Annotated in this window: 27 protein-coding genes; 9 read left to right on the forward strand and 18 right to left on the reverse strand. The window is 63.2% G+C overall.

What is annotated here, in order from left to right; translation table 11 throughout:
- Nucleotides 1–18 precede the first annotated feature (18 nt).
- Entirely contained in the window at nucleotides 19–1,866 is a 1,848-nt protein-coding gene (locus ACPPVQ_RS15655; protein WP_426516061.1) for a glycoside hydrolase family 15 protein, read from the forward strand.
- A gap of 64 nt (nucleotides 1,867–1,930) precedes the next feature.
- Entirely contained in the window at nucleotides 1,931–2,332 is a 402-nt protein-coding gene (locus tag ACPPVQ_RS15660; protein ID WP_426516062.1) for a DUF7144 family membrane protein, read from the forward strand.
- A gap of 96 nt (nucleotides 2,333–2,428) precedes the next feature.
- Here the strand turns inward: ACPPVQ_RS15660 and ACPPVQ_RS15665 are convergent, their stop codons facing one another.
- Complete coding sequence (locus ACPPVQ_RS15665) at nucleotides 2,429–2,848, reverse strand: hypothetical protein (protein WP_426516063.1); 420 nt, start codon at nucleotides 2,846–2,848, stop codon at nucleotides 2,429–2,431.
- A 238-nt stretch (nucleotides 2,849–3,086) separates the two neighbouring features.
- The gene (locus ACPPVQ_RS15670) at nucleotides 3,087–3,524 is read right to left on the reverse strand and encodes a hypothetical protein (protein WP_426516064.1); all 438 of its coding nucleotides are present in this window, start codon (nucleotides 3,522–3,524) and stop codon (nucleotides 3,087–3,089) included.
- A 103-nt stretch (nucleotides 3,525–3,627) separates the two neighbouring features.
- Here ACPPVQ_RS15670 and ACPPVQ_RS15675 point away from each other — a divergent pair, with 103 nt between their 5' ends.
- Genes ACPPVQ_RS15675 through ACPPVQ_RS15685 form a run of 3 tightly spaced genes read left to right on the forward strand, consistent with a single transcriptional unit; the run spans nucleotide 3,628 to nucleotide 5,200 of the window.
- Entirely contained in the window at nucleotides 3,628–4,230 is a 603-nt protein-coding gene (locus ACPPVQ_RS15675) for a DUF1214 domain-containing protein (RefSeq protein ID WP_426516065.1), read from the forward strand.
- On the forward strand, nucleotides 4,230–4,898 hold the full coding sequence (locus ACPPVQ_RS15680; RefSeq protein ID WP_426516066.1) for a DUF1254 domain-containing protein: 669 nt from the start codon (nucleotides 4,230–4,232) through the stop codon (nucleotides 4,896–4,898). Before ACPPVQ_RS15675 ends, ACPPVQ_RS15680 begins: the two co-directional genes overlap by 1 nt.
- Complete coding sequence (locus ACPPVQ_RS15685; protein ID WP_426516067.1) at nucleotides 4,895–5,200, forward strand: hypothetical protein; 306 nt, start codon at nucleotides 4,895–4,897, stop codon at nucleotides 5,198–5,200. Before ACPPVQ_RS15680 ends, ACPPVQ_RS15685 begins: the two co-directional genes overlap by 4 nt.
- 204 nt (nucleotides 5,201–5,404) lie before the next feature.
- Here the strand turns inward: ACPPVQ_RS15685 and ACPPVQ_RS15690 are convergent, their stop codons facing one another.
- On the reverse strand, nucleotides 5,405–6,892 hold the full coding sequence (locus tag ACPPVQ_RS15690; protein ID WP_426516068.1) for an alpha-amylase family glycosyl hydrolase: 1,488 nt from the start codon (nucleotides 6,890–6,892) through the stop codon (nucleotides 5,405–5,407).
- A gap of 327 nt (nucleotides 6,893–7,219) precedes the next feature.
- Here ACPPVQ_RS15690 and ACPPVQ_RS15695 point away from each other — a divergent pair, with 327 nt between their 5' ends.
- The 3 genes from ACPPVQ_RS15695 (at nucleotide 7,220) to ACPPVQ_RS15705 (ending at nucleotide 8,884) form a co-directional block, all read left to right on the forward strand.
- Nucleotides 7,220–7,588, forward strand: coding sequence for an RbsD/FucU family protein (locus ACPPVQ_RS15695; RefSeq protein ID WP_426521292.1), 369 nt, complete (start codon nucleotides 7,220–7,222; stop codon nucleotides 7,586–7,588).
- Between the two features lie 93 nt (nucleotides 7,589–7,681).
- On the forward strand, nucleotides 7,682–8,074 hold the full coding sequence (locus ACPPVQ_RS15700; protein ID WP_426516069.1) for a cupin domain-containing protein: 393 nt from the start codon (nucleotides 7,682–7,684) through the stop codon (nucleotides 8,072–8,074).
- Between the two features lie 210 nt (nucleotides 8,075–8,284).
- Nucleotides 8,285–8,884: an IclR family transcriptional regulator gene (locus tag ACPPVQ_RS15705; protein ID WP_426516070.1), complete on the forward strand. Its 600-nt coding sequence runs from the start codon at nucleotides 8,285–8,287 to the stop codon at nucleotides 8,882–8,884.
- Nucleotides 8,885–8,889: 5 nt separating this feature from the next.
- Here the strand turns inward: ACPPVQ_RS15705 and ACPPVQ_RS15710 are convergent, their stop codons facing one another.
- From ACPPVQ_RS15710 to ACPPVQ_RS15720, 3 genes are read right to left on the reverse strand one after another with little or no spacing between them, the layout of a single operon-like run.
- The gene (locus ACPPVQ_RS15710) at nucleotides 8,890–9,447 is read right to left on the reverse strand and encodes an aldolase/citrate lyase family protein (RefSeq protein ID WP_426516071.1); all 558 of its coding nucleotides are present in this window, start codon (nucleotides 9,445–9,447) and stop codon (nucleotides 8,890–8,892) included.
- Nucleotides 9,448–9,477: 30 nt separating this feature from the next.
- Nucleotides 9,478–9,960 carry a MaoC family dehydratase gene (locus tag ACPPVQ_RS15715; protein ID WP_426516072.1) on the reverse strand — a complete coding sequence of 161 codons (483 nt, stop codon included), beginning with the start codon at nucleotides 9,958–9,960 and terminating at the stop codon, nucleotides 9,478–9,480.
- Nucleotides 9,960–11,090 (reverse strand): CaiB/BaiF CoA transferase family protein, encoded by a 1,131-nt coding sequence (locus tag ACPPVQ_RS15720; protein WP_426516073.1) that lies wholly within the window; start codon nucleotides 11,088–11,090, stop codon nucleotides 9,960–9,962. The genes ACPPVQ_RS15715 and ACPPVQ_RS15720 overlap by 1 nt, the downstream gene beginning before the upstream one ends.
- 117 nt (nucleotides 11,091–11,207) lie before the next feature.
- Between ACPPVQ_RS15720 and ACPPVQ_RS15725 the strand changes: the two genes are divergently transcribed.
- Complete coding sequence (locus ACPPVQ_RS15725; RefSeq protein WP_426516074.1) at nucleotides 11,208–12,236, forward strand: LysR family transcriptional regulator; 1,029 nt, start codon at nucleotides 11,208–11,210, stop codon at nucleotides 12,234–12,236.
- Here ACPPVQ_RS15725 and ACPPVQ_RS15730 read toward each other — a convergent pair.
- The 12 genes from ACPPVQ_RS15730 to ACPPVQ_RS15785 form a co-directional block, all read right to left on the reverse strand.
- Nucleotides 12,123–12,758, reverse strand: coding sequence for a 3-oxoacid CoA-transferase subunit B (locus ACPPVQ_RS15730; RefSeq protein WP_426516075.1), 636 nt, complete (start codon nucleotides 12,756–12,758; stop codon nucleotides 12,123–12,125). The genes ACPPVQ_RS15725 and ACPPVQ_RS15730 overlap by 114 nt on opposite strands.
- Nucleotides 12,755–13,528, reverse strand: a complete 774-nt coding sequence (locus ACPPVQ_RS15735) for a CoA transferase subunit A (protein ID WP_426516076.1) — start codon at nucleotides 13,526–13,528, stop codon at nucleotides 12,755–12,757. The genes ACPPVQ_RS15730 and ACPPVQ_RS15735 overlap by 4 nt, the downstream gene beginning before the upstream one ends.
- Entirely contained in the window at nucleotides 13,512–15,119 is a 1,608-nt protein-coding gene (locus tag ACPPVQ_RS15740) for a CocE/NonD family hydrolase (protein WP_426516077.1), read from the reverse strand. Before ACPPVQ_RS15740 ends, ACPPVQ_RS15735 begins: the two co-directional genes overlap by 17 nt.
- A 107-nt stretch (nucleotides 15,120–15,226) precedes the next feature.
- Nucleotides 15,227–16,447 carry an ABC transporter substrate-binding protein gene (locus tag ACPPVQ_RS15745; protein WP_426516078.1) on the reverse strand — a complete coding sequence of 407 codons (1,221 nt, stop codon included), beginning with the start codon at nucleotides 16,445–16,447 and terminating at the stop codon, nucleotides 15,227–15,229.
- Nucleotides 16,448–16,864: 417 nt separating this feature from the next.
- Nucleotides 16,865–17,950 carry an ADP-ribosylglycohydrolase family protein gene (locus ACPPVQ_RS15750; protein WP_426516079.1) on the reverse strand — a complete coding sequence of 362 codons (1,086 nt, stop codon included), beginning with the start codon at nucleotides 17,948–17,950 and terminating at the stop codon, nucleotides 16,865–16,867.
- Nucleotides 17,943–18,908, reverse strand: coding sequence for an ADP-ribosylglycohydrolase family protein (locus ACPPVQ_RS15755; protein ID WP_426516080.1), 966 nt, complete (start codon nucleotides 18,906–18,908; stop codon nucleotides 17,943–17,945). The genes ACPPVQ_RS15750 and ACPPVQ_RS15755 overlap by 8 nt, the downstream gene beginning before the upstream one ends.
- A 32-nt stretch (nucleotides 18,909–18,940) precedes the next feature.
- Nucleotides 18,941–19,825, reverse strand: coding sequence for a ribokinase (locus tag ACPPVQ_RS15760; RefSeq protein ID WP_426516081.1), 885 nt, complete (start codon nucleotides 19,823–19,825; stop codon nucleotides 18,941–18,943).
- A complete protein-coding gene (locus tag ACPPVQ_RS15765) occupies nucleotides 19,822–20,736 on the reverse strand; it encodes a carbohydrate ABC transporter permease (protein WP_426516082.1) in 915 nt (304 codons plus the stop codon). The genes ACPPVQ_RS15760 and ACPPVQ_RS15765 overlap by 4 nt, the downstream gene beginning before the upstream one ends.
- Nucleotides 20,733–21,683, reverse strand: coding sequence for a carbohydrate ABC transporter permease (locus ACPPVQ_RS15770; protein ID WP_426516083.1), 951 nt, complete (start codon nucleotides 21,681–21,683; stop codon nucleotides 20,733–20,735). The genes ACPPVQ_RS15765 and ACPPVQ_RS15770 overlap by 4 nt, the downstream gene beginning before the upstream one ends.
- A complete protein-coding gene (locus ACPPVQ_RS15775) occupies nucleotides 21,683–23,095 on the reverse strand; it encodes an ABC transporter substrate-binding protein (protein WP_426516084.1) in 1,413 nt (470 codons plus the stop codon). The genes ACPPVQ_RS15770 and ACPPVQ_RS15775 overlap by 1 nt, the downstream gene beginning before the upstream one ends.
- Nucleotides 23,096–23,121: 26 nt before the next feature.
- Nucleotides 23,122–24,489 (reverse strand): ADP-ribosylglycohydrolase family protein, encoded by a 1,368-nt coding sequence (locus ACPPVQ_RS15780; protein ID WP_426516085.1) that lies wholly within the window; start codon nucleotides 24,487–24,489, stop codon nucleotides 23,122–23,124.
- 31 nt (nucleotides 24,490–24,520) lie between these two features.
- The gene (locus ACPPVQ_RS15785) at nucleotides 24,521–25,549 is read right to left on the reverse strand and encodes a LacI family DNA-binding transcriptional regulator (protein ID WP_426516086.1); all 1,029 of its coding nucleotides are present in this window, start codon (nucleotides 25,547–25,549) and stop codon (nucleotides 24,521–24,523) included.
- Nucleotides 25,550–25,896: the final 347 nt, after the last annotated feature.

Genomic DNA, 25,896 nt, shown 5'->3' on the forward strand with positions numbered 1-25,896 from the left:
CAACCGAAAGAGGACATCATGAACGAGTATCCGCTGATCGCTGACCACGGACTGATCGGCGACCTCCAGACGGCCGCGCTGGTCTCGACCCAGGGCACCATCGACTGGTTCTGCAGTCCCCGATTCGATTCGCCCAGCATCTTCGCCTCGCTCCTCGACAAGGACAAGGGCGGCCGTTTCAGCATCCGGCCCAAAACCGAGACGTTCGACGCGAAACAGCTCTACTTCCCCGACACGGCTGTGCTGGTGACCCGCTTCCTCACCGAGGAAGGGGTCGGCGAGCTGATCGACTTCATGCCCGCTACCGGGGAGTCCGCCAGTGAGCGTCACCGCCTCGTGCGCATCGTGCGCTGCGTGCGGGGAACCATGGAGTTCGACATCGAAGTCGCTCCGCGGTTCGACTACGGTCGCATCAGTCACCAGGTCGCGGTCGATGGAGGGGTCGCCACCTTCACGTCGGATGCGACCGTGCTGACGGTGAGCCTCATCCGCGACCCTGACGATGCCAGGCTCGCCGAGATCGAGGCCGCGCCGGACGGTGACCTGCGTGCCACCCTGCGGCTGGCGGAAGGTCAGCTTCGCGGCGTCGTGCTCGAGACGGGCCCGACCGGGACCCCTGGCGTTGTGCCCGTCGCCGAGGCGAGACGCCTCTTCAACGACACCACGCGGTTCTGGCAGGACTGGGTCGAACAGTCCACATACAGCGGCCGGTGGCGCGAAGAAGTGCAGCGCTCGGCTATCACGCTGAAACTTCTGACCTATGCGCCGACCGGTGGCCTCGTGGCGGCGCCGACCGCGGCGCTGCCCGAGCAGATCGGCGGCGAGCGCAACTGGGATTACCGTTTCACCTGGGTGCGTGACGCCTCATTCTCGGTGCGCACACTCGTGCGGCTGGGCTACCGGAACGAAGCTGCCGCGTTCGCCCAGTGGCTGCGCGACCGGGTGTCGGAGCCGACCGGGAGCGCCACAGGCCCGCTGAACATCATGTATCGCGTCGACGGCGACCCGGAACTCGAGGAGGAGACCATCGAGGGCTGGGAAGGCTACCGGGGCTCCTATCCGGTTCGAATCGGCAACGGGGCGGCCGGCCAGCTTCAGCTCGACATCTACGGTGAGGCTCTCGACGCCGTCTACGCGGTCGACCGTAGCGGAATCGGGATCGGGCAGCGGGGCTGGGTGGCCCTCACCCGGCTGCTCGACTGGCTCGCCGACAACTGGGACCAGCCCGAAGAGGGAATCTGGGAGACCCGCGGGGGCCGCAAAGACTTCACGTACGGCCGGCTCATGTGCTGGGTCGCCTTCGATCGCGGCATCCGGCTCGCGACCGAGCACGGCCGGCCGGCGCCCCTCGACCGGTGGATGTCCGCGCGCGACGCGATCTACAACCAGATCATGGAGAAGGGATGGAGCGAGGAGCGACGCTCGTTCGTCCAGCAGTACGGCGAGACCGTGCTCGACGCATCCCTGCTGAAGATGGCACAGGTGGGTTTCATATCGCCGCAGGACCCGATGTGGCTGGACACCCTGCGGGCGATGGAGGCGGAGCTCGTCTCCGACAGCCTGGTCTACCGCTACGACCCCAGCGCCTCCCCCGACGGGCTCCGGGGCTCGGAGGGGACGTTCTCCCTATGCACTTTCCTCTATGTGGATGCGCTCGCCCGTTCCGACCAGCTCGCCGAAGCCCGACTCACCTTCGAGAAGATGCTCACCTACGCGAACCCCCTCGGGCTGTTCTCGGAAGAGATCGCGCAGACCGGGGAACAGCTCGGCAATTTCCCGCAGGCGTTCACCCACCTCGCACTCATCGATGCTGCCCTGACGCTGAACGACCGGCTCGACGGACATCATCCGGATCGGGTGATGTGAGCGCCCGATCGCGGGCAATACCTTACGAACACAATGCACTATTGAGCATTCAGGGAGGGCAATCATGAGCAATACGAAAACAACCGGTTGGCTCGGGTGGGGGCTGTTCGCCGGTGCGATCATCCTCATAAGCGGCGTCTTCAGTGTGATCCAGGGATTCGTGGGACTCATCGCCCCGGACACCTATTACGTCAAGACGAGCGGAAGCCTCTTCGTGATGGACGTGCAGGGCTGGGCCTGGTGGACGCTGATCATCGGCATCCTCCTCGTGCTCACTGCGCTGGCGCTGTTCGCAGGCCAGACGTGGGCACGCGTCGTCGCAGTGATCCTCGCCTCGCTGAGCGCGATCGGCAACCTGCTTCTGGTGCCCGCCCAGCCGTGGTGGTCACTGATCCTCATCGGGGTGGACATCCTCGTCATCTACGCTCTGACCGCCCACGGGAGCGAACTCGGCCGGCGCGACTAGCGCGAATATCCGGGGGGAGCGCCCGCGGCTGACTTCGGTCACCGCGGGCGCCGTTTTGTCTCGGACAGGGCGCAACCGCGCTCGTTGCCAGTGCGCTCAGGCGCAGGGCGGGCAGTCTACGCAGAGCGCGGGTCGCTGGCGCGTCCGCACGAGCATCCGGATGCTCTGCGCCAGCCGCGCAAACCGCCCGGCGCCGCGATCCCTGAACGATCGCGTGTCCTCCGCAGCCTCGGCTGCCGGAGCTGAGAACCGGAACACCCGAACGACGGGCGCGAGGTCGTGCAGGTTGTTGCGCCGCGAGCCATCCCAGTTCGCGTAGAGGTAGGCGCCACCCGTGTCCGAGATCGCCCGCACGGGCACGCGCACGAACGAGTCGGGTCCGGTGACGTAGCGCACGTCGCCCCGGGCGATCTCCGCGGATGCGGTACACGCATCCACCACTCCATGCGGCGTGATGAGGGCGACGATCGAGCCGAGCTCATCCCGTGCGACGAATTCGATCTTCATGTCAGTCATGTCGGATACCTCGTGTCAGCCAGCGTTCAGGTGGGTGAGGGGGTCGCGTGATCCGTCGTTCCGACGTGGGGCGCCGTCACGAGGGCAGCGACGCCAACCTTCTGTTAGATGGTAGGCATGACCGATTGATCGAGTCCAACAGTAGTTGTCTCTTCGATTGATCGACCGCAGTGCTGAATCGCCCGCGAACGGCCTCCCGGCAGTCGCCGCGCCATGACGGCTGGACCACCGACAGCGGTCAGTCGGTGGTCCAGCCGCTCGGGTCGAGCAGGGCACGGACGAGCGATATGACCACCAGAACGGCGTAGCCGAGGAAGAACGAGTTCACAGCGATCGCAACACCGATCGCGGAAACGTACAGCACAAGCCTCCGGACGCGAGCCGGCGAGGATCCACTCGCGGCCCATGTCGTCCTTGAGAAATACCGCAGCAGGAAGCCGGCACCGACAAACGTGACTCCGAGACCGGCCAGCCAAATGCCGATGTCTGTCGTCGGCTCGACGATGACATCGATTCGGGCGTTGATCGAAACGATTCCCGCCACGAGCATCAGGGGCGACACGAACCAGAGCACCTGGCCTGCCCACCACACGCGACGGCCGAAAGTGCCGATTCCCGATGGCGGTTTCAGACGAAACCGACCAGACGAGCCGGCGGGCAGATCGGAAACAGTCATGTCAGCATCTTTTCATCAAGCGGCGGCGGACTCCCGCAGCGCCACCTGATCGCCGGACATTGATTTGGCGGGTGACGCGTCTGGCTATTGCTAGGGTGCCGATATGGCAAGTGTCCTCGCGTGGGTCTCAGGCTCTGGCGTCGTGCAGGGCGTCATCATCGGCGCGACACTGGCGTTTCTCACGGCGATCGTCGTGATGAACCTCGTGGGCCGGACGATCACAACGACCATCAACGGCTGGAACTCCGTCGTCACAGTCGGCCGGCCCGGAAACGGAGTCCTTGTGCGGGCCGCCTCCGCGAAAGCGCTCCCTGCCGTCAACGTCTTCGAAGAGGCCGCATACTGGACGACCACCAGGGATGGCTCGGGTGGAACGCTGAACGGCGCCAACCACTATGTGTTACATTTTCCGGCCGGGCAACTCCCGCCGAATGACGCCTTCTGGTCACTCACGGTCACGGACACTGTCGGGTACATGGTGAGCAATCCGGTTGGCCGCTCGAGTTTCAACGATCGGTCTAGTCTCGATAAGAACGCGGACGGTTCGATCGATATCTACTTCCAACACGAGTCTCCGACCGGGCATGAGCAGAACTGGCTGCCGACACCCGCCGGGAAGTTCAAGTTGATGCTTCGCGCGTACCTGCCCGGTGCGGCGATCCTCGACGGCACCTACCGCGTGCCACCGGTCGTCAGGGCGCAGTGATGAACCGCCTCATCCTGAAATACGCCTACCCGATAACCGCCGTCATCCTGGTGATCTTCGCGTGGGTCGTCTACTCACGGGCGGCGCAAGGATGGGGCAACGTCCTCGTCCTGGCCGTCGCCGCCGTCGTCGTGTGGGCGATCGGTGCGCCGACGTTCATCTATTTGTGGCCGCGCATCACGATAGGCGGCTTCAAGAGGGCGATTCTGAAGCGTGGTTTCGGCGGCGGCCCGATCCCCGTGAACACGCTGTATGCCGAGCCCAATGTTTCTTCCGCATCGCCTACCGGAAGCCTGATGGGTACCGGAACCGACGACGTGCTCTATGTCGCCGGCTGGCTCGACGTGAAGAACGGACCGCAGGTCCTGCACGTACCCGACATGGATGGCCGCTACTACAGCCTGCAGCTCACCGACCCGTCGAGCAGCGCCAATTTCGCCTACGTCGGCAAACGGGCGACCGGAACCGCTGCCGGCGACTTTCTGCTCAGCGGGCCTCGCTGGAAGGGAGACGTGCCGCACGGCATGACCCGGATTTCCGTGCCCCACAATTCGGCGCTCATCATCGGTCGTGTCTTCGTTGAGAACGAAAGCGATCAACCGACCGCATACGCGCTTGCACAGCACATGAAGCTCGAACCACTGGGCGACCAGGAGAGCAGCACATGACCGCAACGTTGAAGCTGACACACAACACCATCGGAGCGGAAGTGCGCCGCGGGACCTACCAGGCGGAGGTCGACGGCAAACCTGCCGGGGCGGTTGAACTGAATCAGACCATCGCCATACCGATCGAAGCCGGACGTCACACCCTCCGACTCCGCAGCGGCCGAAACTCCAGCCGAACCAAGACCTTCGACGTCGCAGAGGGCGAAGTCATCAGCTTCCGATGCAGTGGCAAGAGCATCCTGCCGGTCTTTCTCTTGTCCTTCGTCGTTCCCAGCCTGGCGCTGTCGCTCACGCGCGAATAGCGCTGGCTCCTTCGTCACCGTGTCGAGCGATGGCTTGCAAGCGTCAACGCCCCAAGCACAGAGTGCCGCAGCCGGAAGGTGCGGGGGAAACCTTCCGGCTGCGGACCTAGGCGACCCGCGCTTGAGGACCAGATCCTCAGCGCGCGGACCGAACCGTCAGTGCCGAGCGACAGCCCGCGTCAACAATGACGGTGATCTCGCGAACTACTTCGTCTTCACCTCCAGCATGCTGAAGCCGTAGCCGGGCAGGCTGACCGAGTAGCTGGATCCGTTGATCTTCGAACCCTTGTCGCCGTTGTAGAGGTCCTTCGGCTGCTGGTGCTGGTCGATGCCGGTGTTGGTCAGGTCAACGGTCACCGTCGTCGGCGTGGGGTTGAAGTTGTACACCAGGAGTGCGGTCTGCTTGCCGTCCTCGCTGGTGCGGCGCTCGGCGAACACGTTCGCGTCGGGTCCGGCAGGCACCCGGTCACGGCTCGCGGCAGGCAACAGCGCCTTGGTGTCGTTGACCGTGCTGAGCACGCGATCCCAGTTCGCCCGAAGCGACGGCGACCACCGGATGTACTGGTCGTACATCGGCGACCCGTAAAGGATGCCAGACCCGGCGAGCAGCGCAGCTTCCTGGACGCGTTGCACCGCATCGTTCGGATACGACGGATAGTCGTGGTTGGCGAGGTTCTCGTCGTCGTCGGCCGCAATCGTCCATGCGTGAGTCGTGGCACCGACCGAACGGGCGTAGTCCGAGTTCTTCAGCTCGGCTTCGAGTCCGTTGACGTCGATCTGCCCGTTGACAAGTCGGGTGTAGTCGTTTGTCCAGTTGCCCTGATCGCTGTAGTTGAACCACGAATTCAGACCGAAGTCGTGCGCAGCCTGGGCGCTCGGCGCTCCGGTGGTTTCGAACGTCAACCACTTGTCGTTGCTGGTGTAGGTCTTGGGCAGGGTGACCGCGGCCTCCTGGAACCGCGCGTCGAAGCGACCGACGTCCCACATGAACCCGTCGATGCCTGTGTCGAGCCAGAACTTCTCGACGCGTTTGACCTCGGCGACACTCGTGGAGCTGTCCCAGTTGAAGCCAGGACCGAACCATAGCTTCCAGTAGTAAGCGCCCGCGGTGGGGCTCCACTCCCAACTACTGGCGAACGGCGGCCCCATGCGCAGTGACGGCAACGGGTCGTTCGGGTTCGTCGTCCAGGTGATGGCACTCACCTCCCGCGAAGTGCGGTCGCCGGCCGCGTACTCCTGCTCCGCCTTCTTGAAGAACGGCGAGTTCGAATCCATGTAGATGTTCACGAAATAGGCGACGACCTTCATTCCGCGCTTGTGCGCCTGGCTCACCAGGTTCTTCCAGTCCTGGATGGTTCCGTTCTGTGGGGAGACGGAGTAGTAGTCAAGCGGGTCGCACCCTGCACAGAGGGTCTTGTCGCCGTTGTACGGGCTGAAGAACCCGAGCACGCGGATCCCGCTCGCCTTCAGGTGATCGAGATCCTTCGTGATGTCGGTGTACTTGTACCCGAAATAGGTGTTGTAGAACCACATGAACCCGTTGAGGTTCTGGAAGTCGGTGCTGGTTCGAACCGGCTTGCTCGCGTGGACGATCGGGTGTGTCTCAGCGGCTGCCGGCGCGCTCGCAGCCACCGCTCCCGTTGCGATGAGTGCCGCGGTGACTCCCGCGGCTAGTGCTGTTCGTAGCTTCAAAGGTCGCATCTCGCTCTCACTTCATTGTTCGAATCGGACCAAAATCGATTTCTATAAAGTGGCCTGCGTCAGAGGCCGGCTTATTTTGGGGGCAGGGATGCCGGAAGTCAAGCCATCCTTTTGGTGGCTGCCTCCATGCGCGTCCGGCCACATCGCCGGGCGTGACGTATGCCACAATCGGGGCCACCAGGATGGCTGGCGTGCCTTGATCGTGCGAACAGACCTCGTTCCCATGTCCAGACACACCCGAACCGGCGAAAAGAGATCATCGTGCTGAAGTCAATTGATCCGCTCATCAGTCCCGAGCTTCTGGGCGTCCTTGCGCGCATGGGACACGGAGACAGAATCGCCGTTGTCGACCGCAACTACCCCGCGTACGCGGCCGGGGTACCGGTGATCCGGCTCGATGGCGTCGGAGTAGTCGACGCTCTTGGCGCCATCCTGACGCTCCTCCCCGTGGATGACTTCGACCCCACTCCGGTTGCCCGAATGGCCGTGGTGGGTGCCGAAAAGACGATCCCGGCGGTCGCGGATGAGGCAATCACGTCCATCCAATCGGTCGAGAACCGGGCAGTCGGCGTCGAAGTTCTTGAGCGAGAGTCGTTCTACGCACGGGCGAAGTCGGCAGTGGCAGTAGTCGCCACCGGGGAAGCCCGTGCGTATGGGTGCTTCATTCTTACGAAAGGTGTGCTCTAGCGGATCAAGCAGCACGCCTGTATGCTATTAGCATTCAATTGCACGCTATAAGTTGAGTTTGTTTCCGCGGATAGCGCCCTTACGGACGGGAACATGTCGGAACTCTCGCGATTTCACATCCGGCCGGACGACGTGGCTGGCTTCTCCCCGGCGAATCACCTGGGAACGATAAACCGCCGCCTCATAGGCCCCGCCGTAGGCGCCGAGAAGATGGAGGTCCTGCTCGGAACGCTTGAGGCGGGCGGCCGCGCACTCCCGCACGCGCATCCGGGCATGGAACAGGCGTGCTTCCTCCTTCGCGGGACGGCTTCAGTCGAGGTCGGAGAAGACCGCTTTGACATGCAACCCGGAGAAGCCTGCTTCTTCCCCGCCGGGGTGCCTCATCTCTTCACAGTGACAAGCGCCGAGCCCGCGTCGCTTCTTGTGATCTACAGTCCGCCGTACGGCGAGGACCCGAGCAAGGTCACTCGTCACGGCCTCGCCTAGGTCCACTGTGGCGAGATGAGCGCATCCATTTCAGGTTCGACCCCATCTGGGCGGCGGGAACGAAATCCGATCGGTGCGCTGTCTCGGCTTCTCAACGCACTGGTCGAGGGACCCGTCGGCGGGGTTGGTCTCCGCGAGCTGTCGCGGGCATTGGATACTCCTCCCTCCTCTGTCCAAAGAACCCTGGACGCGGCCGGCGTTACCGGCCTCGTGGCCCAAGACACGTCCGGTCTGTGGCACCTCGGGTGGGAATTCTTCCGACTTTCCGCACTGGGCCAGCGTCAGTATCCGTTCGCCGAGGCTCGCCCCGTTCTCGAGCAATTGCAGCACGCGACAGGCGAGACGGCCGTCCTTACCGTCTATGACACCCACCGCGGCGAGCGGATGTTCGTGGACAGCGTTGCCAGCGACTACAGCATCCGGTTCGTCCCTGAGCTACTCGCTTGGTTGCCGATGCACGCTGGCGCGTCCTCGCACGCGATTCTCGCCTATCGCCCCAGCGGCGAAGTTCGCCAGGTGATCGAACTCGGGCTTGTTCCACTCACGGCGCGTACTCCACATTCGGCCACGGCGCTTGAGCGGACTCACTCCTTGGTGCGCGAGAGGGGCTACGCGATCAGCGACGACGAGGTGAACCTCGGGGCCGTCGGAGTTGCTGCCCCGATCTGGGTCGGGAACGAGGTGACGACGAGCATCGGTGTCATCCTCCCGCGCCAGCGCTTCGACCCCGAACTCGAAGCCGAACTGTCCGAACAGGTGATCGCGTGCGCCGGCGATCTGAGCGCACTGGTGGCCGCACGCTCCTCGTAGGCGACCTATGAGTTCGGCGAGCGGTGACCGAGGATGATTCGGGCTTGTCGGAGGATCGGCTCGTCAATCATTCTGCCGGCGTAGCTGAACACCCCCGGCTCTCTGCGGGATGCCTCAATGACCTCGGCTGCCCACTGCAGTTCGCCATCGGTGGGTGCGTACGCGTTCCGCACCGTGGGCACTTGCGTCGGATGAATACACGCTGTCGCCGCGAACCCGGATGCTGCCGCGTCTTCGGCTTCCTCCGCCAGGCCGCCCAGATCCGAGATGTCGAGGTGCACCGCGTCAATGGCCAGCTTGCCGGCGACCCGGGCAGCGAGAAGCACCCGGGCCCGCGCCGCACGAGCGACGTCACGATAGCTTCCGTTGGGCAGCCTGCTCGAACGACCGCCGATGCTGGCAAGAAGGTCCTCGGCGCCCCACATCAGTGCAGTTACCGCGGGGTGGTGTGCGATGTCCGGGGCGTTCTGAACGCCGATCGCCGTTTCACAAAGGGCGATGACCGAGTATCCCCGCCGTTGGAGCTCATCGATCTGCGACTGCGTTTCAGTCTTCGCGAGCATCACGCTTCGGTACATCGTCGGGCCCCAAGGTCATCGGGGACCCTCGGAGTGTGCGAGGAGTGTGGTGCGGCGCGCTCTAGCGACGATGATGTGGTGCTGATTTCTCATCGTATGGAGAAAGGTCACGACCCCTTGTCTTGGTCGCGACGCTGACGGCCTCTTGCCTGCAATCAGTGTTTCTGCGTAGAGCGTGTCACCGACTCGCACTGGCGCCGGGAAGCCGACTTCGTCGAGACCAAGATTTGCCACGATGGTTCCCTGGGTCAGTTGGGCTACAGACAGCCCCACAAGCAGCGACAGCGTGAACATGCTGTTCACGAGACGCCCGCCGAACTCAGTGCCTTCCGCCCATGCCGCGTCGAGATGAAGTGACTGGGTGTTCATGGTCATCGTCGTGAAAATCACATTGTCGGCTTCGGTGACAGTTCGTCCAGGCGCATGAAGGTACGTTGCGCCCTCGTCGATTTCGTCGAAGTACAGGCCTCGCTGAACGACTCGGCGACCCTCCCCCATCAGCCTTCCGCCGTCCGGGCACGCTGCTCATCGATGAACGACGCCGTTGAGGCGCCGAGGCGTTCTGCATACCCCGGGCTGGAAAGAGGTTGATCGTCGAAGAGAAACGGAGAGCGTGCTGTCTGAATGAGTCCCTCGGTCGGGTGCCCCTTCAAGGGGAACATACCCACTGCCGCGAGCTGCTCATCGTCGAACAGCGCGCCAATCGAATTCACCGAAGCGTGCGGTACGTCGATTCGCCGCAGCGTGGTTATCCAGTCGGCGGTTGTACGTCTACCGATGTGCTCGGCGACGAACGCGTACACCTCGTCGATGTTTGTCGTCCGTCCTTCAAGGGTGGCGAACCGCGGGTCGGTGACAAGGTCCGCTTGACCGACCTCCGCGAGGAATGCGCGCCAGTGTCGATCGGTATAGATCATGACGCTGATGTGACCGTCGGCTGTCGCGTACGGCCGACGGTCAGGGGATGCGGTTCGAGCGTAGAGCGCAGGACCGGTGGGCGGATCGAATGTCAAACCGCCCAGCTGCTCGATGGTCGTGTAGGCCGCAAGAGTCTCCAGCATGGGGATCTTCACGGAGCGAGGGGCACCGCCCGCCGCGCGCCCGGCCAGTTCGGCGCACACGGCCAGCGCAGCGTAGATCCCAGCGGTCTTGTCGGCGATCGCAGTTCGCACATACTCCGGCGCAGCACCGTTCCCCTGCACCCAAGCCATTCCCGATGCCGCCTGGATTGTGTCGTCGTAGGCCGGCTGGTCCTGAAGTGGTCCCGGTCCGTATCCGACGATCTCGCAGAGAACCGCTGTCGCGCCCATCTCAGTGAGGTCGGTAGTTGTGAGACCAATCCTGCTCGCGGCTGACGGCCGCATATTGTGGACGATCACGTCGTAGCGGGCGAATGATCGCCGGAGCAGTTCCCGGTTCGACTCGACGCCGAGATCAAGCGCGATAGACCGCTTGCCGGCGTTGAACGCCAAGAACATTGGGGACATGGTCGGACTCTTGCCCCCTGGCACACGGCGAAGCACATCTCCTGTCGGCGGCTCGACTTTGTCAACAAACGCACCGAGCTGGGCTAACAGCAGGGTGCAGAATGGGCCCGACATTGTGCTTGTGAGGTCGAGGACGCGCATCCCGTCGAGCGGGCCTCGCCGCTCAACATCACCGGTTTCATGTTCCACCTTTCCACCTTGACCCCTCCCTTTTATAAAGAGAAATGCCGATTCGTTGGGTATTGATAAACTGCCTGCATGAATGTCACGATCGAGCAGCTCCGTGTGATTTCCGCGGTCGCTCAGTCGTCATCGTTCAGCGAGGCAGCGCGAAGCCTCCGCCTGACCCAGCCAGCTGTTTCGCGGACCGTCCAGATTGTTGAAGCGCTTGTCGGGGCGCCTCTCTTTTCGCGCACGACCAGGCTTGTCGAGCTGACCGCTGACGGGGCTGAATTCGTCTCCGTCGCGACAGGCATCATCGCCGAGTACGACGCAGGGATGGGTCGGTTCGGCGCGTACCAGCGTGCGGAAAGCGGCCTTCTCACTGTGGCCGCCCTGCCGGTTCTGGCGAGCGGCCTGCTCGGTCCGGCTGTAGCTGCCTTCCTCAAGCCCCGACCGGCGGTCCAATTCAGATTGGTGACAGGCTCGGCCAAGGAGGTGATGGACCGACTGTCAACTGGCGGTGCCGATGTTGCCATCACGGAGCTACCGACCTCATCCACTGGTCTTTCGGTTACGCCGCTTGGGCCGGATCCTATGTGTGCTGTAGTCGCCGCCACGCATCCGCTGGCCAAGGAGAGCTCCATCCGGTGGGAAGAGCTGGCCGCTCACGCTTTCATCCAGCTCAGTGAGGGAACCAGCGTCAGGCGGCTCACTGATCAAGGGTTCGCGGCAGCCGTTGCGTACCCGCGATCGGCGATCACCGTGGATGCGACAACCGCCGCGCTCGCCCTCATGTCTGAAGACGTGGGGATCACCGCGCTTCCCCGATCAACACAGTCTTTGACGGGAGCCCGGGAGATTCGGTTCATTCCACTCGAGGGTCCGGCGATTCATCGCGAGCTTGCCGCCGTGTCGCCGGTGTCGCCCACCCCGTCAGCCCTTGCAGCGACCTTCATCGCGACACTTTTGTCCACCCGGCCGAACGTCGCGACCTCACGAGCGGTCGCACCGTTAGCCGATGATCGCAGCCTCGGACGCGGCTCTCACCTGATCGATGGCGACACCGGGGGCCAGATCCACGACACAGAAGCCGCCAGCATCACCCGCAACATCGAATACCCCTAGGTTCGTGATCACTCTGTCGACGACCCCAGCACCGGTGAGCGGCAGGGTGCATCTCGGGACGAGCTTGCTGGAGCCGTCTTTGGACTGGTGGTCCATGACGACGACGATCCGCTTCGCACCATGGACCAGATCCATGGCTCCCCCCATCCCCTTGATCATCGCCCCTGGAATGGTCCAGTTGGCGATGTCGCCGCGAGCGGAGACCTGCATTGCCCCGAGGATCGCCACGTCGATGCGGCGTGATCGGATCATCCCAAAGCTCATTGCGGAGTCGAAGAACGCTGCGCCTTCGCGGACGGTGATGGTCTCCTTGCCCGCGTTGATGAGGTCGGCGTCGACGTTGCGCACGTCAGGGTACGGGCCAACGCCGAGGATGCCGTTCTCGCTCTGGAGAAAGACGTTCAGGTCGTAGGGAATGTAGTTGGGTACCAGCGTCGGTATCCCTATTCCGAGGTTGACGTATGAGCCGTCTTCCACTTCGAGCGCTGCACGCTGAGCGATCTCTTGTCTTGTCCAGGTCACTCGGCGCCCTTCTCTATCGTCAGCCTCTCGATCGGCTTGTCGCCGGCGGACTCGGGCGGCAGCACCACGATTCGATTCACATAGATCCCGGGCAGGTGAACCATGTCCGGCTCAAGTGCTGACTCCGAGTACTCCTCGACCTCCGCGATGACCAGCGCGCTCGCCATTGCGCACAGCGGGTTGAAATTGCGTGCAGCCTTTCGGAAGATCAAGTTGCCGAACCGGTCTCCCCGCCACGCACGAACGAGACCGACGTCGCAAGGGAGCGCCGTCTCGAGGAGATACGTTCCCGCTCGTTGACCGAGCTCGAATTCCCGAGTCTCCTTCTGCGGCGATGCGCGCAACACCTCAGCCTCAGGGCCATACAGCCACGGCAGTCCGCCCGTCTCGACGAGGGTGCCGACTCCGGCGGTCGTGTAGAAGGCGGGTACCCCAGCGCCAGCGGCTCTCAACCGTTCTGCGAGCGTGCCCTGGGGCGTCAACTCCACTTCGAGTTCACCGCTGAGGTATCGGCGAGCGAATTCGCGGTTCTCGCCAACGTACGATGCGACGATCCGTCGAATCCGATTCGACTCGAGAAGAACGCCCAAGCCACGACCGTCAGTCCCGCAGTTGTTGGAGACGATTTCCAGCTCGTCAATGCCAAGTCGGTGGACCGCATCTATCAGCGAAAACGGGACCCCGGACAAGCCGAACCCTCCCACCGCCAAGCGCTGACCACATTGGAGGTCGGACACAGCGTCGGCTGCAGTACTAAACAGCTTGTCCACGGACGGACGCCCCTTCGTCTTCGCTTGCCGCGATGGAGAACGTGATGGATAGACCGCCCACGCCGCCCACCTCAACTGTGTTATTCGCGATTCGGGTACGAGCGCCTGTCGAAGGCGGATCTCCGTAGCCGAGGTTGCGGTCGTAGTAGGGGAAGGCCCCGCTCGCAATGAGTACCGCCACTGCATGGCCGGCGACGAAGGTATGCGCGATCGGCCCCAGATCAATCTCAAGCGAGTACGCAGCCGACCCTGGCAGATCGCGACTTGAGACGCGCCGGATGGCCTCGCAGACATTGAGCGCTACGCCCGATGGGGAAACGTCCAGGATGCGGATGAACAGGTCGGTACTCGGCGCATCCGATCGGAGCGTCGCTCGCGCAGACACCCGCCCTGCTGTCCGAAGTTCCGCTGTCAACAGCTCGCTGGTGAAGACAACCACATCGGATCTGTCGAAGAGGGGCCGGTTGTCGTGTGGTCCACCGACATCAAGCCCCCCGAAGGCAGTCAGCCCAATCGAGGGAGTCGGATGGAGAGGGTCATAGGTCCAGCCGACGCAAGTCGGCTCAGCTACCGATTCGCCCGCGAGCCTGAAGTAAGAAGTGGCGTACAGCGTGGTCGTGGATAGGTTATCCGGCCAGCGATCGAAGTCGACCCATCCGTTCGTTCCGGTATCGAAGAGAGACGCCTCGGGCGCAGGCTCCCCCTTATCCCTCGCATGGAGGTCGAACCATGCCCGTGTCTCGGCGAGAAACTTCCGCATGTCGAGCGGGTTGTGAGTCCATGGTCCGAAAACGAGCCGGCGCGGCGCGCCCGCCCGTCCGACCCTCTCGAAGTCCTGAAAGATGGGGATGCGTTGATAGTCGTACCACCCGTCGAACAGAAGCACGGGAACCGCGATGCTCTCGGCAAGTGCCGAGAAGTCGAGCGACTTCCAGTGCTGCGAGTCCGGCCCGAATTCGAGACGCTCCCGAAAGAAGGGAAGCGTCTCGCCGGTCGCCGCCGTGTCGGCGTCACCCAGCGGCAAATGACTGAAATCCAGTGGCGAGGACGAGATGTCCGATCCGCCGGGCTCGTTACCGACCGACCAGGTCAGCGCCTGGTCGAGTGTGAACGCCCCGCCCGGGTACCAGGCAGTCACGCGGTCAGAACTGTACTCCGCGATCGCCATCGCGCGGAGGGAGGAAGGGAGAGTCGAAGCAGTGGCCCAGGCAGCGAACCCGAGGTAGCTGAATCCTGCCAGAAGCAGGTTGCCGTCGAACCACGCCTGCTCCTCGATCCACTCGACGGCCGATCTGCCGTCTTGAGCTTCGAAGAAGTACGACGTGGATGAGCGGGTGTCCTGCACGAGAACGGCGTACCCATGCGATGCCAGGTATGCCGCTGGGGCACTCATTTCTGATCGCCCATACGGCGTTCTAATGAGTATGCCGGGGACGGGTTCACCGGTCAGAGGCCGCGCGAGCGTTCCCTTGAGCATCGCCCCGCCGGCGACGGGGACTGCCGCCTCCTCTCGTCCGACTGCATCCGTGCCGAGCGGGCCTGTCGCTGCCTCGATCACAAGTAGTTCGTCGCGGCTCAGCTCCTCAAGCACCCGGCTCTCCTCTGTTGTTCCGTTGGTCAAACTTCCGTGGCCGAGCGGGTCGGGCGCCGCCGAAGCGCGTCCCGACCCGCTCTGTTCCCTGGTGGAAACGGATCTCGCTACTTCGCTGCCTCACCCGTGGAGTACGGGGTGGGAATCAGGTTCCGTGCCTTGTCGCTCTGGAATGCCGCGTTCATCCCCTTCAGGAAGTCGTCCACGGATTCCGATCCGTTGAGTACCTTGTCCGCGTTGTCGGAAATGAACTGAGTGGCCTTTCCGCCCCACGAGGTCCAGGTCGTGTATCCCACGTTGCCCGATTCGCTCGCAGCCTGCAGCGAAGTGTAGACGCGCGCATAGCGCGGGTCGACATCCGACGGGATGTCAGATTTCCTGATGTTCACAGGCAGCGGATCAACCCCTGTCGCAGCAACGGCAGCCCACATCGTCTTCGTGTCCTCGAGTTGCCAGTTGAGGTAGGCCTCGGCCGCGTTCGCGTTCTGGGTCTTCTTGTTGATCGACAACGTGTTCCCGATCGAAAGCGGATAGTTGATCGGCACCCCGTCGGCGAGAGACGGCAGCGGCGCCCAGTCGAATTCGGTCTTGGCCTTGCCGAAATACTCGGGCAAGGTCACGAACTCCCACGTGCCGGAAATGTACATGCCGGCCTGACCGCTGGCAAGCTGCGTGTATTTCTGGGGGTCAGTTGTGGAGAAGTACTTCTTTACTCCTCCTCCGAACCAGCCCTTTCCGAAGTACTCCTTGAGGAGGTCCATCGTCTTCACGAACTCCGGCGCCGTCCAACTGATCTTGCCGGTCAGCGCGTCGTGGATTTTCTGCGGACCGGCGACCTCATTCATGAACGCGGAAACGAGCCATTGGGTCGCCGGCGGATAGTCGGAGTTGCCTGCGGCGAACGGCGTGATGCCCTTCTGGATCATCTGAGCAGCCAGATCCTCGAGCTCCTGCCGGTTCTTGGGAGGCGTCCACCCGTTCTTCTCGAAGAGCGTCTTGTTGTAGAACAACGAAAGCGTCTCGTAGCCCTGCGGGAGGGCGACGAGTTTGCCGTCGACCTTCGCAGACTCCATGGCCCACGGAAGGAGCTTGCTTGCCCAGTCGTTCTGTTCCGCCGTCGAGGTCAGATCCTGCAAGTATCCGGCCTGAGCGTATGGAAACACCGACGCGATTCCAGAGCCGGTGACGATGTCGGGACCTTTGCCCGCTGCCAGAGCCACCTGGATGTTCTGGTTGATGGTGTTGACGTTCTTCTGCACCGCCTGAAGATCGACCTTCGGGTATTTCTTCTGGAAGGGAGTGACGTTGAACTTGATGAAATCGGCCACTCCCTTTGCGTCGGGCGTGTTGGGTGCGTACCAGTAGCTGAGGTTCCCCGTTGGCTCACCTGACTTGCTTGCGGAGTTTCCCTGACCCGTGCAGGCCGTCAGAGCTGTCGCGACTGCAATCGTGATCGCGACGGCACGGATTGCTCGAACGCGCGGACGGCGGCGCGAATCTCGACGATTGTGGAAGTGAGGCATCATTGTCCCTTTCTCTTGGATTCTGCCTTGCCCCTTTTCATAAATCGATTTATATAAATCGATTTAGGGGTGAAGGCCGGATAAGTATTCGGGTCTCGCACTCGACTGTCAAGGGCTATTTCACAGCCGAGTTGGCACCCTTCGTCGTGCTGCGGGCACGACGAATCGCCTGCCCGGTGAGTTCTTGACGAACTTAGGAGCAGAACCACTCGATTTAGCCGATCAGCGCGCGGGCCTCCCCTGCGGCGAGACCTCGGCAGACGACAGCAGCGCTCCGACGAGGTCAGGAAGGCGCACCCCCGCTGTGGAAGGTACGGCATACCCTCGAAGTGTTTCGATGCGGTCGCGCCAGGTCGCTGGTATCGCCGAGGCTCCCTGCGTGGCGCCGACGATCGCGCCGACCATCGCCGGCATGGTGTCCGCTTGCTTGGGAATCAAGTTGGCGATGCCGACGGCTTCCCCGAACGACCGCGATTCGCGGGCGATGATCAGCGCGAGAGGAAGGGTCTCGGCAGCCACATTGCCGAAGTTGTACTCCAGGTTGGCAACCTCATCGTTCCATTGGGGGACCGCTGCGATCAGTGAGCCGACGTCATTGAAGATCTGCTCCGCGAGCGTGTACTTTCGTCCGAGCCAGCTGTCGCCATCGATCTCCGACTCGGCTGTCGCGATGGCGTCGCCAAGCACGCTGCCGCCGACCGCCGACGCGATCACACTGGCGAAGGCCGCAGCCCCGTCGATCCCCACGCCGGCGTTGGTGATCGAGGCCAACCGTCGCGCGACGACGGCTGCCTCGGAGGGTCGACCCGCGTACGCAACTCCGATCGGCAGGGAGCGCGCAATCGACGAGTCGTCGTAGAAATGCGGGTTGTCGGTGCCGGTGGACGGTGGAAGGAGTCCGTCGAGGCTGTTCAGGATGGCGGACCGATCCGCGACCGAACCCCAGTACTCATCCGCCTGCGGCAGCACGATCTGTTGCCAGGCTGCGAACAGCTCCCATACTTCAGGTGAGGCGTCGGACTCTGCCACGCGATTCGTGAGAGCGCGAAGAAATACCGCGGTGCCGAGTGCGGCCTGCTCGGCGTCATCGGTTGCTGCGAAGGATTCGCCCGCGGGCGGGGCAGAGAGCGTGAATGGGAGTGGGAACTTGTTGACGTGTTGGTCGTCCATTTCGACCGCTTGGCTCCACAGCAACCCGCGTCGGAACGACGCACGCGTCATTCGGTGATAGCGCGAAGGGAAGCCTGAGGCGTCGCCTGCGGCCAGGCCGACGAAGGCGCCAAGCGCGCGGGACTGAAGATCAGACATCGGTGAGTGCCTTTCGTGCGTCGACTGAATCCGCGATGCTGTCCGCGAGTTCCCAGAGATCCACCCCAGCCATCGCCGCGATGCAGCTGCCTCTGAGGGGCCCGAGGCGGTTCTTCCATTCGGCAGGAATCGCGTCGATTCCTTTGAGCGCTCCGGCCATCGCGCCGGACATAGCCGCGATCGTGTCCGCGTCCCGACCGATGTTCACGCCGCCGAGGACTGCTTCCACGTAGTCCCCTTCGGCAATTGCGAACACTCCGAAGGCGAGCGCAGTCGCCTCGGGTGCGACATCCGCCCAGGGATAGTGGAAGATCGCGACGCGGCGCTCCAATTCGTCAAGACGTTCCTCGCGGGTTCCCGGACCCGCCGCGACGGCAAGAGCTTTCTCAATCATCCGTCTGGACCACGAATCGTCAGGCGTCGCGTCGATGCCGGCCTGGACCACATCCGTCCAGTTGTCGGTCACGATAGCGGCGGCAGTCGCGGCGGCGACCGCTTGCCCGCACCAGATGCCGTCGCGCGCGTGGCTGACCTGAGCGTCGATTCCGGCCAGCCGTGCGGCTTCGTCCGGATCGCCGGCGGCGAATGCGCCGATCGGTGCGACGCGCATTGCGGATCCGTCGCTCCAGGGTTCGTGGTTGTCGGAGCCGGACGCAGGGGGCAGCAATCCCTTGGCGAGGTTGTGAATGGCGTCCATTTCGGAGAATCCCCCGCCGTCGAATGGCGTCGCCTGGTCGACGAGAGCGACGGTCCACTCGCGGGCGACATCGGTCGGGCTCACTGCGGTGCCGTACTTGAGGAGGATCTGTGCGGTGAGAGCCGCGTACTCCGTATCATCCGTTCCAGCCGGGTCGTCGGACAGGAAGTCCACGACTCGACCGAACTGCTCGCGGATGCCGGCGCGGGACATGCCTTCGGTCGGTGCGCCGAGTGCATCTCCGATGGCCTGTCCGAGCACGGCTCCTCGGATCCGGTTCCGAGCAACTTCGTTCACAGGCTTTCTACTCTCTCCGGGCCGAGCGCGTCATCGACGGCCCGCCGGGTCGGGATGGAGGGGACAGCGCCCTGCTCCTCTACTGACAAAGACGCGGCGATACTCGCCCACATTGCAGCTGCTTCGTAGCTGACGCCGCGGGCGATCTCCGCGGCGAAGGCACCAACGAAGGTGTCGCCGGCACCGGTCGTGTCGATGGCGATCGTCTTCCTGGCCGGGATCCGTACAGTTCCCTCGCCGCGGATTCGGAGGGTGGCTCCGTTCGACCCGAGGGTTGTGAGCACGCACGGGACGGGAAGGAGATCGACCTGCAACTGCTCGGCCTCGTGCTCATTGACGATGAGAACATCCACGGCCGCGAGAATCGCGCTGTTCACCGGGCGCACGGGTGTTGGGTTGAGGACGACCTTCGTTCCCGCTTTCCAGGCGGTCGTGACGGCGTCTTCGACGACGCTGTCCGGCACCTCCAGCTGGCAGATGAGGACGTCTGATTCGCGGACGAGGTCTCGCTCTACGTCCGTGAGGTGGCGGAGGAGTCCGTTCGCGCCCGGGACGATGACGATGTTGTTCTCGCCGGTCGCGTCGGTTGTGACGAACGCGGTTCCCGTCGTGCCGCTCTCCCGTCGGAGCAGCGTTGCGTCCATCCCCTCGGCGATGACGGTATCGATCAGAACCTGTGCGTAGTCATCAGTGCCAACTGCAGCGATGAGCTCAGCTCGTGCGCCCGCTCGCCGCGCCGCGATTGCCTGATTGAGGCCTTTGCCGCCCGCGTAGATGTCAAACGACTCTGCCGTAACCGTTTCGCCAGGCGCCGGGATGCGGTCGACTCGGGTGACGAGGTCGACATTCGCACTGCCGACGACCGTCACTCTCGCGCTCAACCCTTCACCCCGGACGACGCTAGGCCACTGATGAACGATCGCTGCATGAGAAGGAACAGCAGGATCACGGGGACGATCATGATGAGGCCGGCCGCGTCCGTGACGCCGTAAAGCCGGGTGAACCCCTGCTGGAATGAAAGGAAGGCAGTGGAGATCGGGAGGTTGTTCGGCGACGAGATGAAGATCACCGCGAAGAACAGTTCACCGTAGACAGCGAGACCGACCACAAGCCCCGCGGTCAGGAAGCCCGGCCGCGCCAGGGGCAGCATGATCTTGGTCGCAACCTGCCACTCGTTTGCGCCGTCGAGACGCGCCGCCTCGTCGAGTTCCTTCGGTATCCCCGCGAAGAACGTCTCCAACAGCAGGGTCGCGAACGGAACGTTGAGCGCCGTGTAGATCAGGATCAGCCCAAAGAGGTTGTCGTACAGGCCGAGATTCGTCCACAGGAAGAACAACGGAACGAGGAACATCTGCGCCGGCAACGAGATGACGATCAAGAGGTAGAAAGCGATCCCCCGCTTAAACGGCACTCTCAGTCGCGCTAAGGCGTAGGCGGCCATCCCGGCGCAGATCCAGACACCGATGATGGTGCCGGCCACAAGGATGGCACTGTTCCCGAGGCCCTGCCCGAGTTGGCCTTCCGTCCACGCGGTCGCGAAGTTGGAGAAGTTCCACGTCTGGGGAAGACCGAGGGGGTTGGTGGCCAGCTCCGTGTCCGACTTGAACGCGTTCAGGAACAGCACAAGTACGGGCAGGATCGCGAAGAGGCCTAGCAGGATGAGGACGACGACTGAGATGGGCGCCCGCTTGAGGCCGCCTGGTCGAGAGTCGAGGCGCTCGTTCGATCGCTTGGAGCGTCGACCTCCCCCCGTCTTGTGCAGAACGCGATCGGTATTGGTTGCCGAGGTCATGATTCGTCCCCCTTGCGGCGCAGTAGTCCGATAATGATGACGAGGATTCCGCCGAGCACCGACATGGTGAGTCCCATGAATGCGGCATAGCCGGCCTCGTTGGCTCCGAACGCGGTCCTGTTTACGAGCAGTGAGACCAAGTCGCTTGATCCTGCCGGGCCTCCCCCGGTGAGGGCGTACGCGTAGTCGAATGCCAGGAGCGACCAGAGCGAGATCATGGTGAGCGCGAACGCCAGGGTCGGGCGGATGCCTGGGAGCGTAACGTGCCAGAATTCCTGCCAGGCGTTGGCGCCGTCGATTCGCGCCGCCTCATACCGGGATCCATCGATGTTGACGGTCGCGGCGAGGAAGAGCACGACAAGGAATCCCCAGAAGTGCCAGTTGTCGACGAACATCACGCTGCCGAGCGACAGGTTGGGGTCTCCGAAGAAGTAAACGTTGTCCAGCCAGTGGATGCCGATTTTGTCGAGTGCGGCGGCGAGCCCGGCCTGCGGATCGAGGATGTTCTTCCAGATTGCGGCGTTCACGACGCTGGCGATCAGGTATGGGATGAAGAAGAGCACGCGGAAGAGGGCGGCTCCCCGCCGAACCCGCGAGAGCGCGAATGCGCCGTACAGGCCCATGACGATCGGGACCGTCATGAAGAACACCATGTAGATGAAGTTGTGTTCGAGTGCGTTCCAGAACGACTGGTCCTGGAACAGGCGGACCGCGTTGTCGAGCCCATTGAAATGCGCCGGTCCAAGGCCGGACCAATCGGTGAACGCGTAGTACAGGTTCGAAATGGCGGGTCCGCCGATGACGACGAGGTTCAGAACGAGAGCTGGAGCGATGAACAGCAGGCCGATCCAGGCGCTGCGTCGCCGGCTGCGGCGCCGCCCGCGGGCGAGGTTCTTGACCTCGCCCGCGGCGTCGAGTGCCGCTCCGGCCATGATGGTGGAGCTCATTAGCCGAGAGACTTTCCTGTCGAGTAGACCGTCGGAAGGTTGCCCTTGCTGACGTCAGCCTTGAAGGCTGCGCTCAATCCTTTGAGATAGTCCGATGTGGAGAGGCTACCGTTCAGCACCTTGTCGGTGTTGTCGACGATGTACTGGTCGGAGGAGCCGCCCCACGAGGTCCACGTCGTGTACCCGACGGCACCCTGCTCGCTTGCAGCGGCGAGCGCCGTGTACTGCCGGGCGATCCGCGGGTCGACGTTCGAGGGGATGTCCGACGGCTTGATGTTCACCGGCATGGCGTCGGCTCCCGTATTGGCGACCTGGGCCCACATGGTTTTCGTGTCCTTGAGGTTCCAGTCGAGGTAGCTCTCGGCGGCGTAGGCGTTCGTGGTGCCCTTGTTCACGGAGAGGGTGTTACCGATGGACAACGGGTAGGTGACCGGAACTCCGTTGGCGAGGGAAGGTAGCGGTGCCCAGTCGAACTCGCTCTTCGCCTGCTTGAAGTACTCAGGCAGTGTCACGAACTCCCACGATCCGGAGATGTACATTCCGGCCTGGCCGCTGGCGAACTGCGTGTACTTCTGGGGGTCCGTTGTGGAGAAGTACTTCTTCACGCCGCCTCCGAACCAGCCTTTGTCCCAGTAGTTCTTCATCAGGTTGATGGAATCGGCGAAGCGCTGGTCGGTGAAGTCGATTTTTCCGGTGAGCGCGTCGTGGACGGTTGAGGCGCCGGCGACATCGTTGAAGAAGGTGCTGACGTACCACTCGGTCCCGGCCGGGTAATCGGAGTTGCCCGCGGCGAACGGCGTGATGCCTTTCGCTTCCATCTTGGCCGCGAGGTCTTCCACTTCCTGCCGGTTGGTCGGCGGGGTCCAGCCGTTCTTCTCGAAGAGGGTCTTGTTGTAGAAGAGGAGAAGGGTCTCGTAGCCCTGCGGCAGCGTCACCATCTTGCCGTCGATCTTGCTGACCTCCTGCGCCCAGGGCAGCAGAGTGTCACTCCATTTGTGTTCGGCCGCGAAGGAACTGAGGTCGGTCAGGTATCCGGCCTTGGAGTAGGTGATCTGGTTCGTAATACCAGACGCGGTGACGATGTCCGGCCCCTTGCTCGCAGAGAGCGCAACCTGGATCTGCTGATTGATCGTGTTGACGTTCTTCTGCACAGCTTGGAGCTGGACCTGCGGGTACTGCTCCTTGAATGGGGTGATGTTGTACTTCATGAAGTCCGCCACCCCTTTCGCGTCGGGGGTGTTCGGTGCGAACCAGTACTGGATCTGGCCGTTGGGAGTTCCGCTCTTGTTCGCGGTGGAACTGGTGCTTGTGCAAGCGGCCAGCGTGGCAGCGACTGCTATCGCGATCGCCCCGGCTTTGAGAAGCCGGCGGCGTGATGCGCTGGAGCGAGCCGGTCGGGTAGTGCGAGGCATCTTCGTCTCTTTCTCTTGGTTGCGGGTTACTTCAGGCCGTTGATTGCCAGTTGCGAGGTCCGATCGGCCAGGTCGGAGATCACGGAATTGTCGAAACCGAACAGGGCTGATCGGGTCCGATTCTCAAGCGGTGCGATCAGGTGCTCGGGCAGGTTCTTCGTTCCGGACAGCACGCCGAGTACCGATCCGACGGTTGCCCCGTTCGAGTCGGTGTCCCATCCACTCATCACGATTCGTCCTACGCCGGTGACGAAGTCGTCATCTGACCAGAGGAGCGCGGCGGCGACGGCCGCAGCGTTGTTGATGGTGTGAACCCAGGAGTAGTGGCCATACGCGCCTTGGAGATCGGCAAGGGCCGCATCCCAGGTGAGACCCGAGTCCTTCAACTCAAACACGTGGCGGAGTGCCTCTGCGAGGCGTGACTTCGGCGGGACAACGGCGAGGGACTGCTCGAGGGCTTCCCGCGCCGACGAGGCGGCGAACGATGCGGCGACGAGTGCGGCGGCCCACATCTCGCCGTAGACGCCGTTGCCGACGTGCGAAAGCGATGCGTCCTGGTACGAGAGCTTCGCGGCCTCCCACGGGCTCCCGGCGTAGACGTAGCCGAACACATCGCCGCGGATCTGGGCGCCGATCCATTCCCGGTACGGGTTACGACGGCGTGCCACGTCCGAGCCGGTGAAGCCCTCGATCAGGTTGACGTACGCAGCACGTTCAGCGGTGTAGACCTGCTCGATGGGGAAGAGACGTGTCCACGCTGCTCCGACGTGCTTTGCGCTCAGGTCGCTCCCGTGGGTCTCCAGAAGGTGAAGCGCAAGGATGGCGTAGTCGATGTCGTCGTCGCGGGCAGAGCCTTTGACGTTGCCGCGGGTGGTCTCCGGCCAGCACGCGGTGAGTTCGAAACCGTCGGGCATCGGGTCGAGAACGGGCACGTAGTCGCGGAGAGGGTAGGCGTCCGCCAGGATCAAGTAGTCGCGGATGTGCTCAGCCGTCCAGTGGCTGCCCCACTCCACAGGCTTGCCGACGTTGCAGCCCGCGATCCGGCCGAGCCAGGCGGCGTTGATCTTGTCGCGCAGGACATGTTCGGGTAGCGACTTCGCAGGCGCCTGCTCACCCAGGGACGCTTCGATGTCTTCGAACGTGTCCGGCTCGACGTACCGCCAGCCCGGGCGGCGAACGGCAGTCTCCATCCGGTCAACGATTCTCAGGATCGCCGCACTGTCTTTGGGGTCTGTGCGATTCGCCTCGTCGACGAACGCGTCCACGTCATAGCCCGTCTCACGCCGCTGCTCGACCTCGTCATGAAGGAGATCGATCGGCGAGAGCGCGTTGAAGAACACGGACTGATAGACGGAATTCAGTTCGACGGCAGCCAGAACGTCGGTATTGGTCACGTTGCTTGCTTCTTTCTGTGGGGAGAGATGGTCACGCCGAGCCGCGAGCGACCAAATGGGTCGCGAGAGCCGTGTGCTCGAAGGGCGCGTCCGGGTGCTCCATCCGTCGCATGAGCGCGTCGGCGCAGGCGTACCCGACGAGCCTTGCCGGGTTGATGATCGTCGTGAGCCGCGGACTCACATGTTTGGCCGTCGGGATGTCGTCGAAGCCGATCACCGAAAGCTCGGTGGGAACGTCCAGCTTGTTGTCGCGGGCCGCTTCGAGAACGCCGATGGCGATGAGGTCGTTTGCGCACAGGATCGCTTTGGGACGGCTTGGTCGCGACAGAAGACGATCGGCCGCGTCGTACCCGGTCTCCAGCACGTAGCCTGCAGACTGTTCGATCCAAGCCTCGTTGACGCTCAGTCCTGCCTCAGCCATCGCGTCGCGGAACCGCTCCAGCCGCCCGTCGCCGGGGACAGAACCGGCCGGGCCGCTGATGAATCCGATGTCGGTGACGCCTCGGCCGCGGAGATGGTCAACGGCTTCTTTGATCCCCATCGCGTCGTCGGTACCGACCTCGTCAGCACGCAACTTGCGAACCACGTGTGGGTTCGGGGTCTCGACCCACTCGCCGGTGATGAGGACGAGAGGCATCGTCGGTCCGACGACGTTTCGGATGCGCTCCGGCGACAAGGCCATTGTGCTCATGATGACCCCGTCGACGCTTCGCGCCCGCATCTCCTCCAACACCCGCACTTCGGCCTTCGGATCACCGTCGGTGTTCCCTATGAATGACACGTACCCGTGAGCGCCGATCCGGTCCTGGATTGCCCGAGCGACCGCCGGATAGTACGGGTTGGCGATGTCGGCGACGAGCAAGGCAATCGTCCGCGTCTCCTGACGGCGTAGCCCACGAGCCACCAGATTCGGCCGGTAGTTCAATTCCTCGGCGATGGCGAATACCCGTTTCCGGGTCTGCTCAGAGACCGGACGAGCACCGGAAAGCGCGTTCGAGGCGGTCGATGGGCTCACGCCCGCCCGAAACGCCACCTCTTTCAGACCCACTTCTAGCGACATGACTCCGTCGTCTCCTCATCTCCGAATCGATTTATATAAAACGATTTTTCCCTCAAGCCGGAACAGTATGAGCGGTCAACTCGGAGGTGTCAAGTAGATGTCCGCCGGAGTTCTCCGAGGTGAGAAAAGAAGGAGTTCTCTTAGGCTCTAAGGAGGAGTTGGAGACTTCATCACACCGGACGGTCCTCGAATTGACGCGGCCGCTACTGGCCTGGGGCTTGGCCGAAGTGGTGTTCCCGCGTCCGCGAACGCATAGTTTCGGTGTCCAGTGCTCGCGATCTTGGGTTCAGGCTGCTGACCCTCGCGGGAGGGCGGTAGCCCTTAGCGACCGGTGGTACGAATCGTCG

It is taken from the genome of Leifsonia sp. McL0618 (assembly GCF_049994905.1).
Classification (GTDB): Bacteria; Actinomycetota; Actinomycetes; order Actinomycetales; family Microbacteriaceae; genus Diaminobutyricibacter.

What these genes read in the sequence shown, in the direction of transcription:
- ACPPVQ_RS15655 (WP_426516061.1), top strand. Translation starts at nt 19, where the DNA reads ATGAACGAGTATCCGCTGATCGCTGACCACGGACTGATCGGCGACCTC.
- ACPPVQ_RS15660 (WP_426516062.1), top strand. Translation starts at nt 1,931, where the DNA reads ATGAGCAATACGAAAACAACCGGTTGGCTCGGGTGGGGGCTGTTCGCC.
- ACPPVQ_RS15665 (WP_426516063.1), bottom strand. Translation starts at nt 2,848, where the DNA reads ATGACTGACATGAAGATCGAATTCGTCGCACGGGATGAGCTCGGCTCG.
- ACPPVQ_RS15670 (WP_426516064.1), bottom strand. Translation starts at nt 3,524, where the DNA reads ATGACTGTTTCCGATCTGCCCGCCGGCTCGTCTGGTCGGTTTCGTCTG.
- ACPPVQ_RS15675 (WP_426516065.1), top strand. Translation starts at nt 3,628, where the DNA reads ATGGCAAGTGTCCTCGCGTGGGTCTCAGGCTCTGGCGTCGTGCAGGGC.
- ACPPVQ_RS15680 (WP_426516066.1), top strand. Translation starts at nt 4,230, where the DNA reads ATGAACCGCCTCATCCTGAAATACGCCTACCCGATAACCGCCGTCATC.
- ACPPVQ_RS15685 (WP_426516067.1), top strand. Translation starts at nt 4,895, where the DNA reads ATGACCGCAACGTTGAAGCTGACACACAACACCATCGGAGCGGAAGTG.
- ACPPVQ_RS15695 (WP_426521292.1), top strand. Translation starts at nt 7,220, where the DNA reads ATGGGACACGGAGACAGAATCGCCGTTGTCGACCGCAACTACCCCGCG.
- ACPPVQ_RS15700 (WP_426516069.1), top strand. Translation starts at nt 7,682, where the DNA reads ATGTCGGAACTCTCGCGATTTCACATCCGGCCGGACGACGTGGCTGGC.
- ACPPVQ_RS15710 (WP_426516071.1), bottom strand. Translation starts at nt 9,447, where the DNA reads ATGCTCGCGAAGACTGAAACGCAGTCGCAGATCGATGAGCTCCAACGG.
- ACPPVQ_RS15715 (WP_426516072.1), bottom strand. Translation starts at nt 9,960, where the DNA reads ATGGGGGAGGGTCGCCGAGTCGTTCAGCGAGGCCTGTACTTCGACGAA.
- ACPPVQ_RS15720 (WP_426516073.1), bottom strand. Translation starts at nt 11,090, where the DNA reads ATGCGCGTCCTCGACCTCACAAGCACAATGTCGGGCCCATTCTGCACC.
- ACPPVQ_RS15725 (WP_426516074.1), top strand. Translation starts at nt 11,208, where the DNA reads ATGAATGTCACGATCGAGCAGCTCCGTGTGATTTCCGCGGTCGCTCAG.
- ACPPVQ_RS15750 (WP_426516079.1), bottom strand. Translation starts at nt 17,950, where the DNA reads ATGTCTGATCTTCAGTCCCGCGCGCTTGGCGCCTTCGTCGGCCTGGCC.
- ACPPVQ_RS15765 (WP_426516082.1), bottom strand. Translation starts at nt 20,736, where the DNA reads ATGACCTCGGCAACCAATACCGATCGCGTTCTGCACAAGACGGGGGGA.
- ACPPVQ_RS15770 (WP_426516083.1), bottom strand. Translation starts at nt 21,683, where the DNA reads ATGAGCTCCACCATCATGGCCGGAGCGGCACTCGACGCCGCGGGCGAG.
- ACPPVQ_RS15775 (WP_426516084.1), bottom strand. Translation starts at nt 23,095, where the DNA reads ATGCCTCGCACTACCCGACCGGCTCGCTCCAGCGCATCACGCCGCCGG.
- ACPPVQ_RS15785 (WP_426516086.1), bottom strand. Translation starts at nt 25,549, where the DNA reads ATGTCGCTAGAAGTGGGTCTGAAAGAGGTGGCGTTTCGGGCGGGCGTG.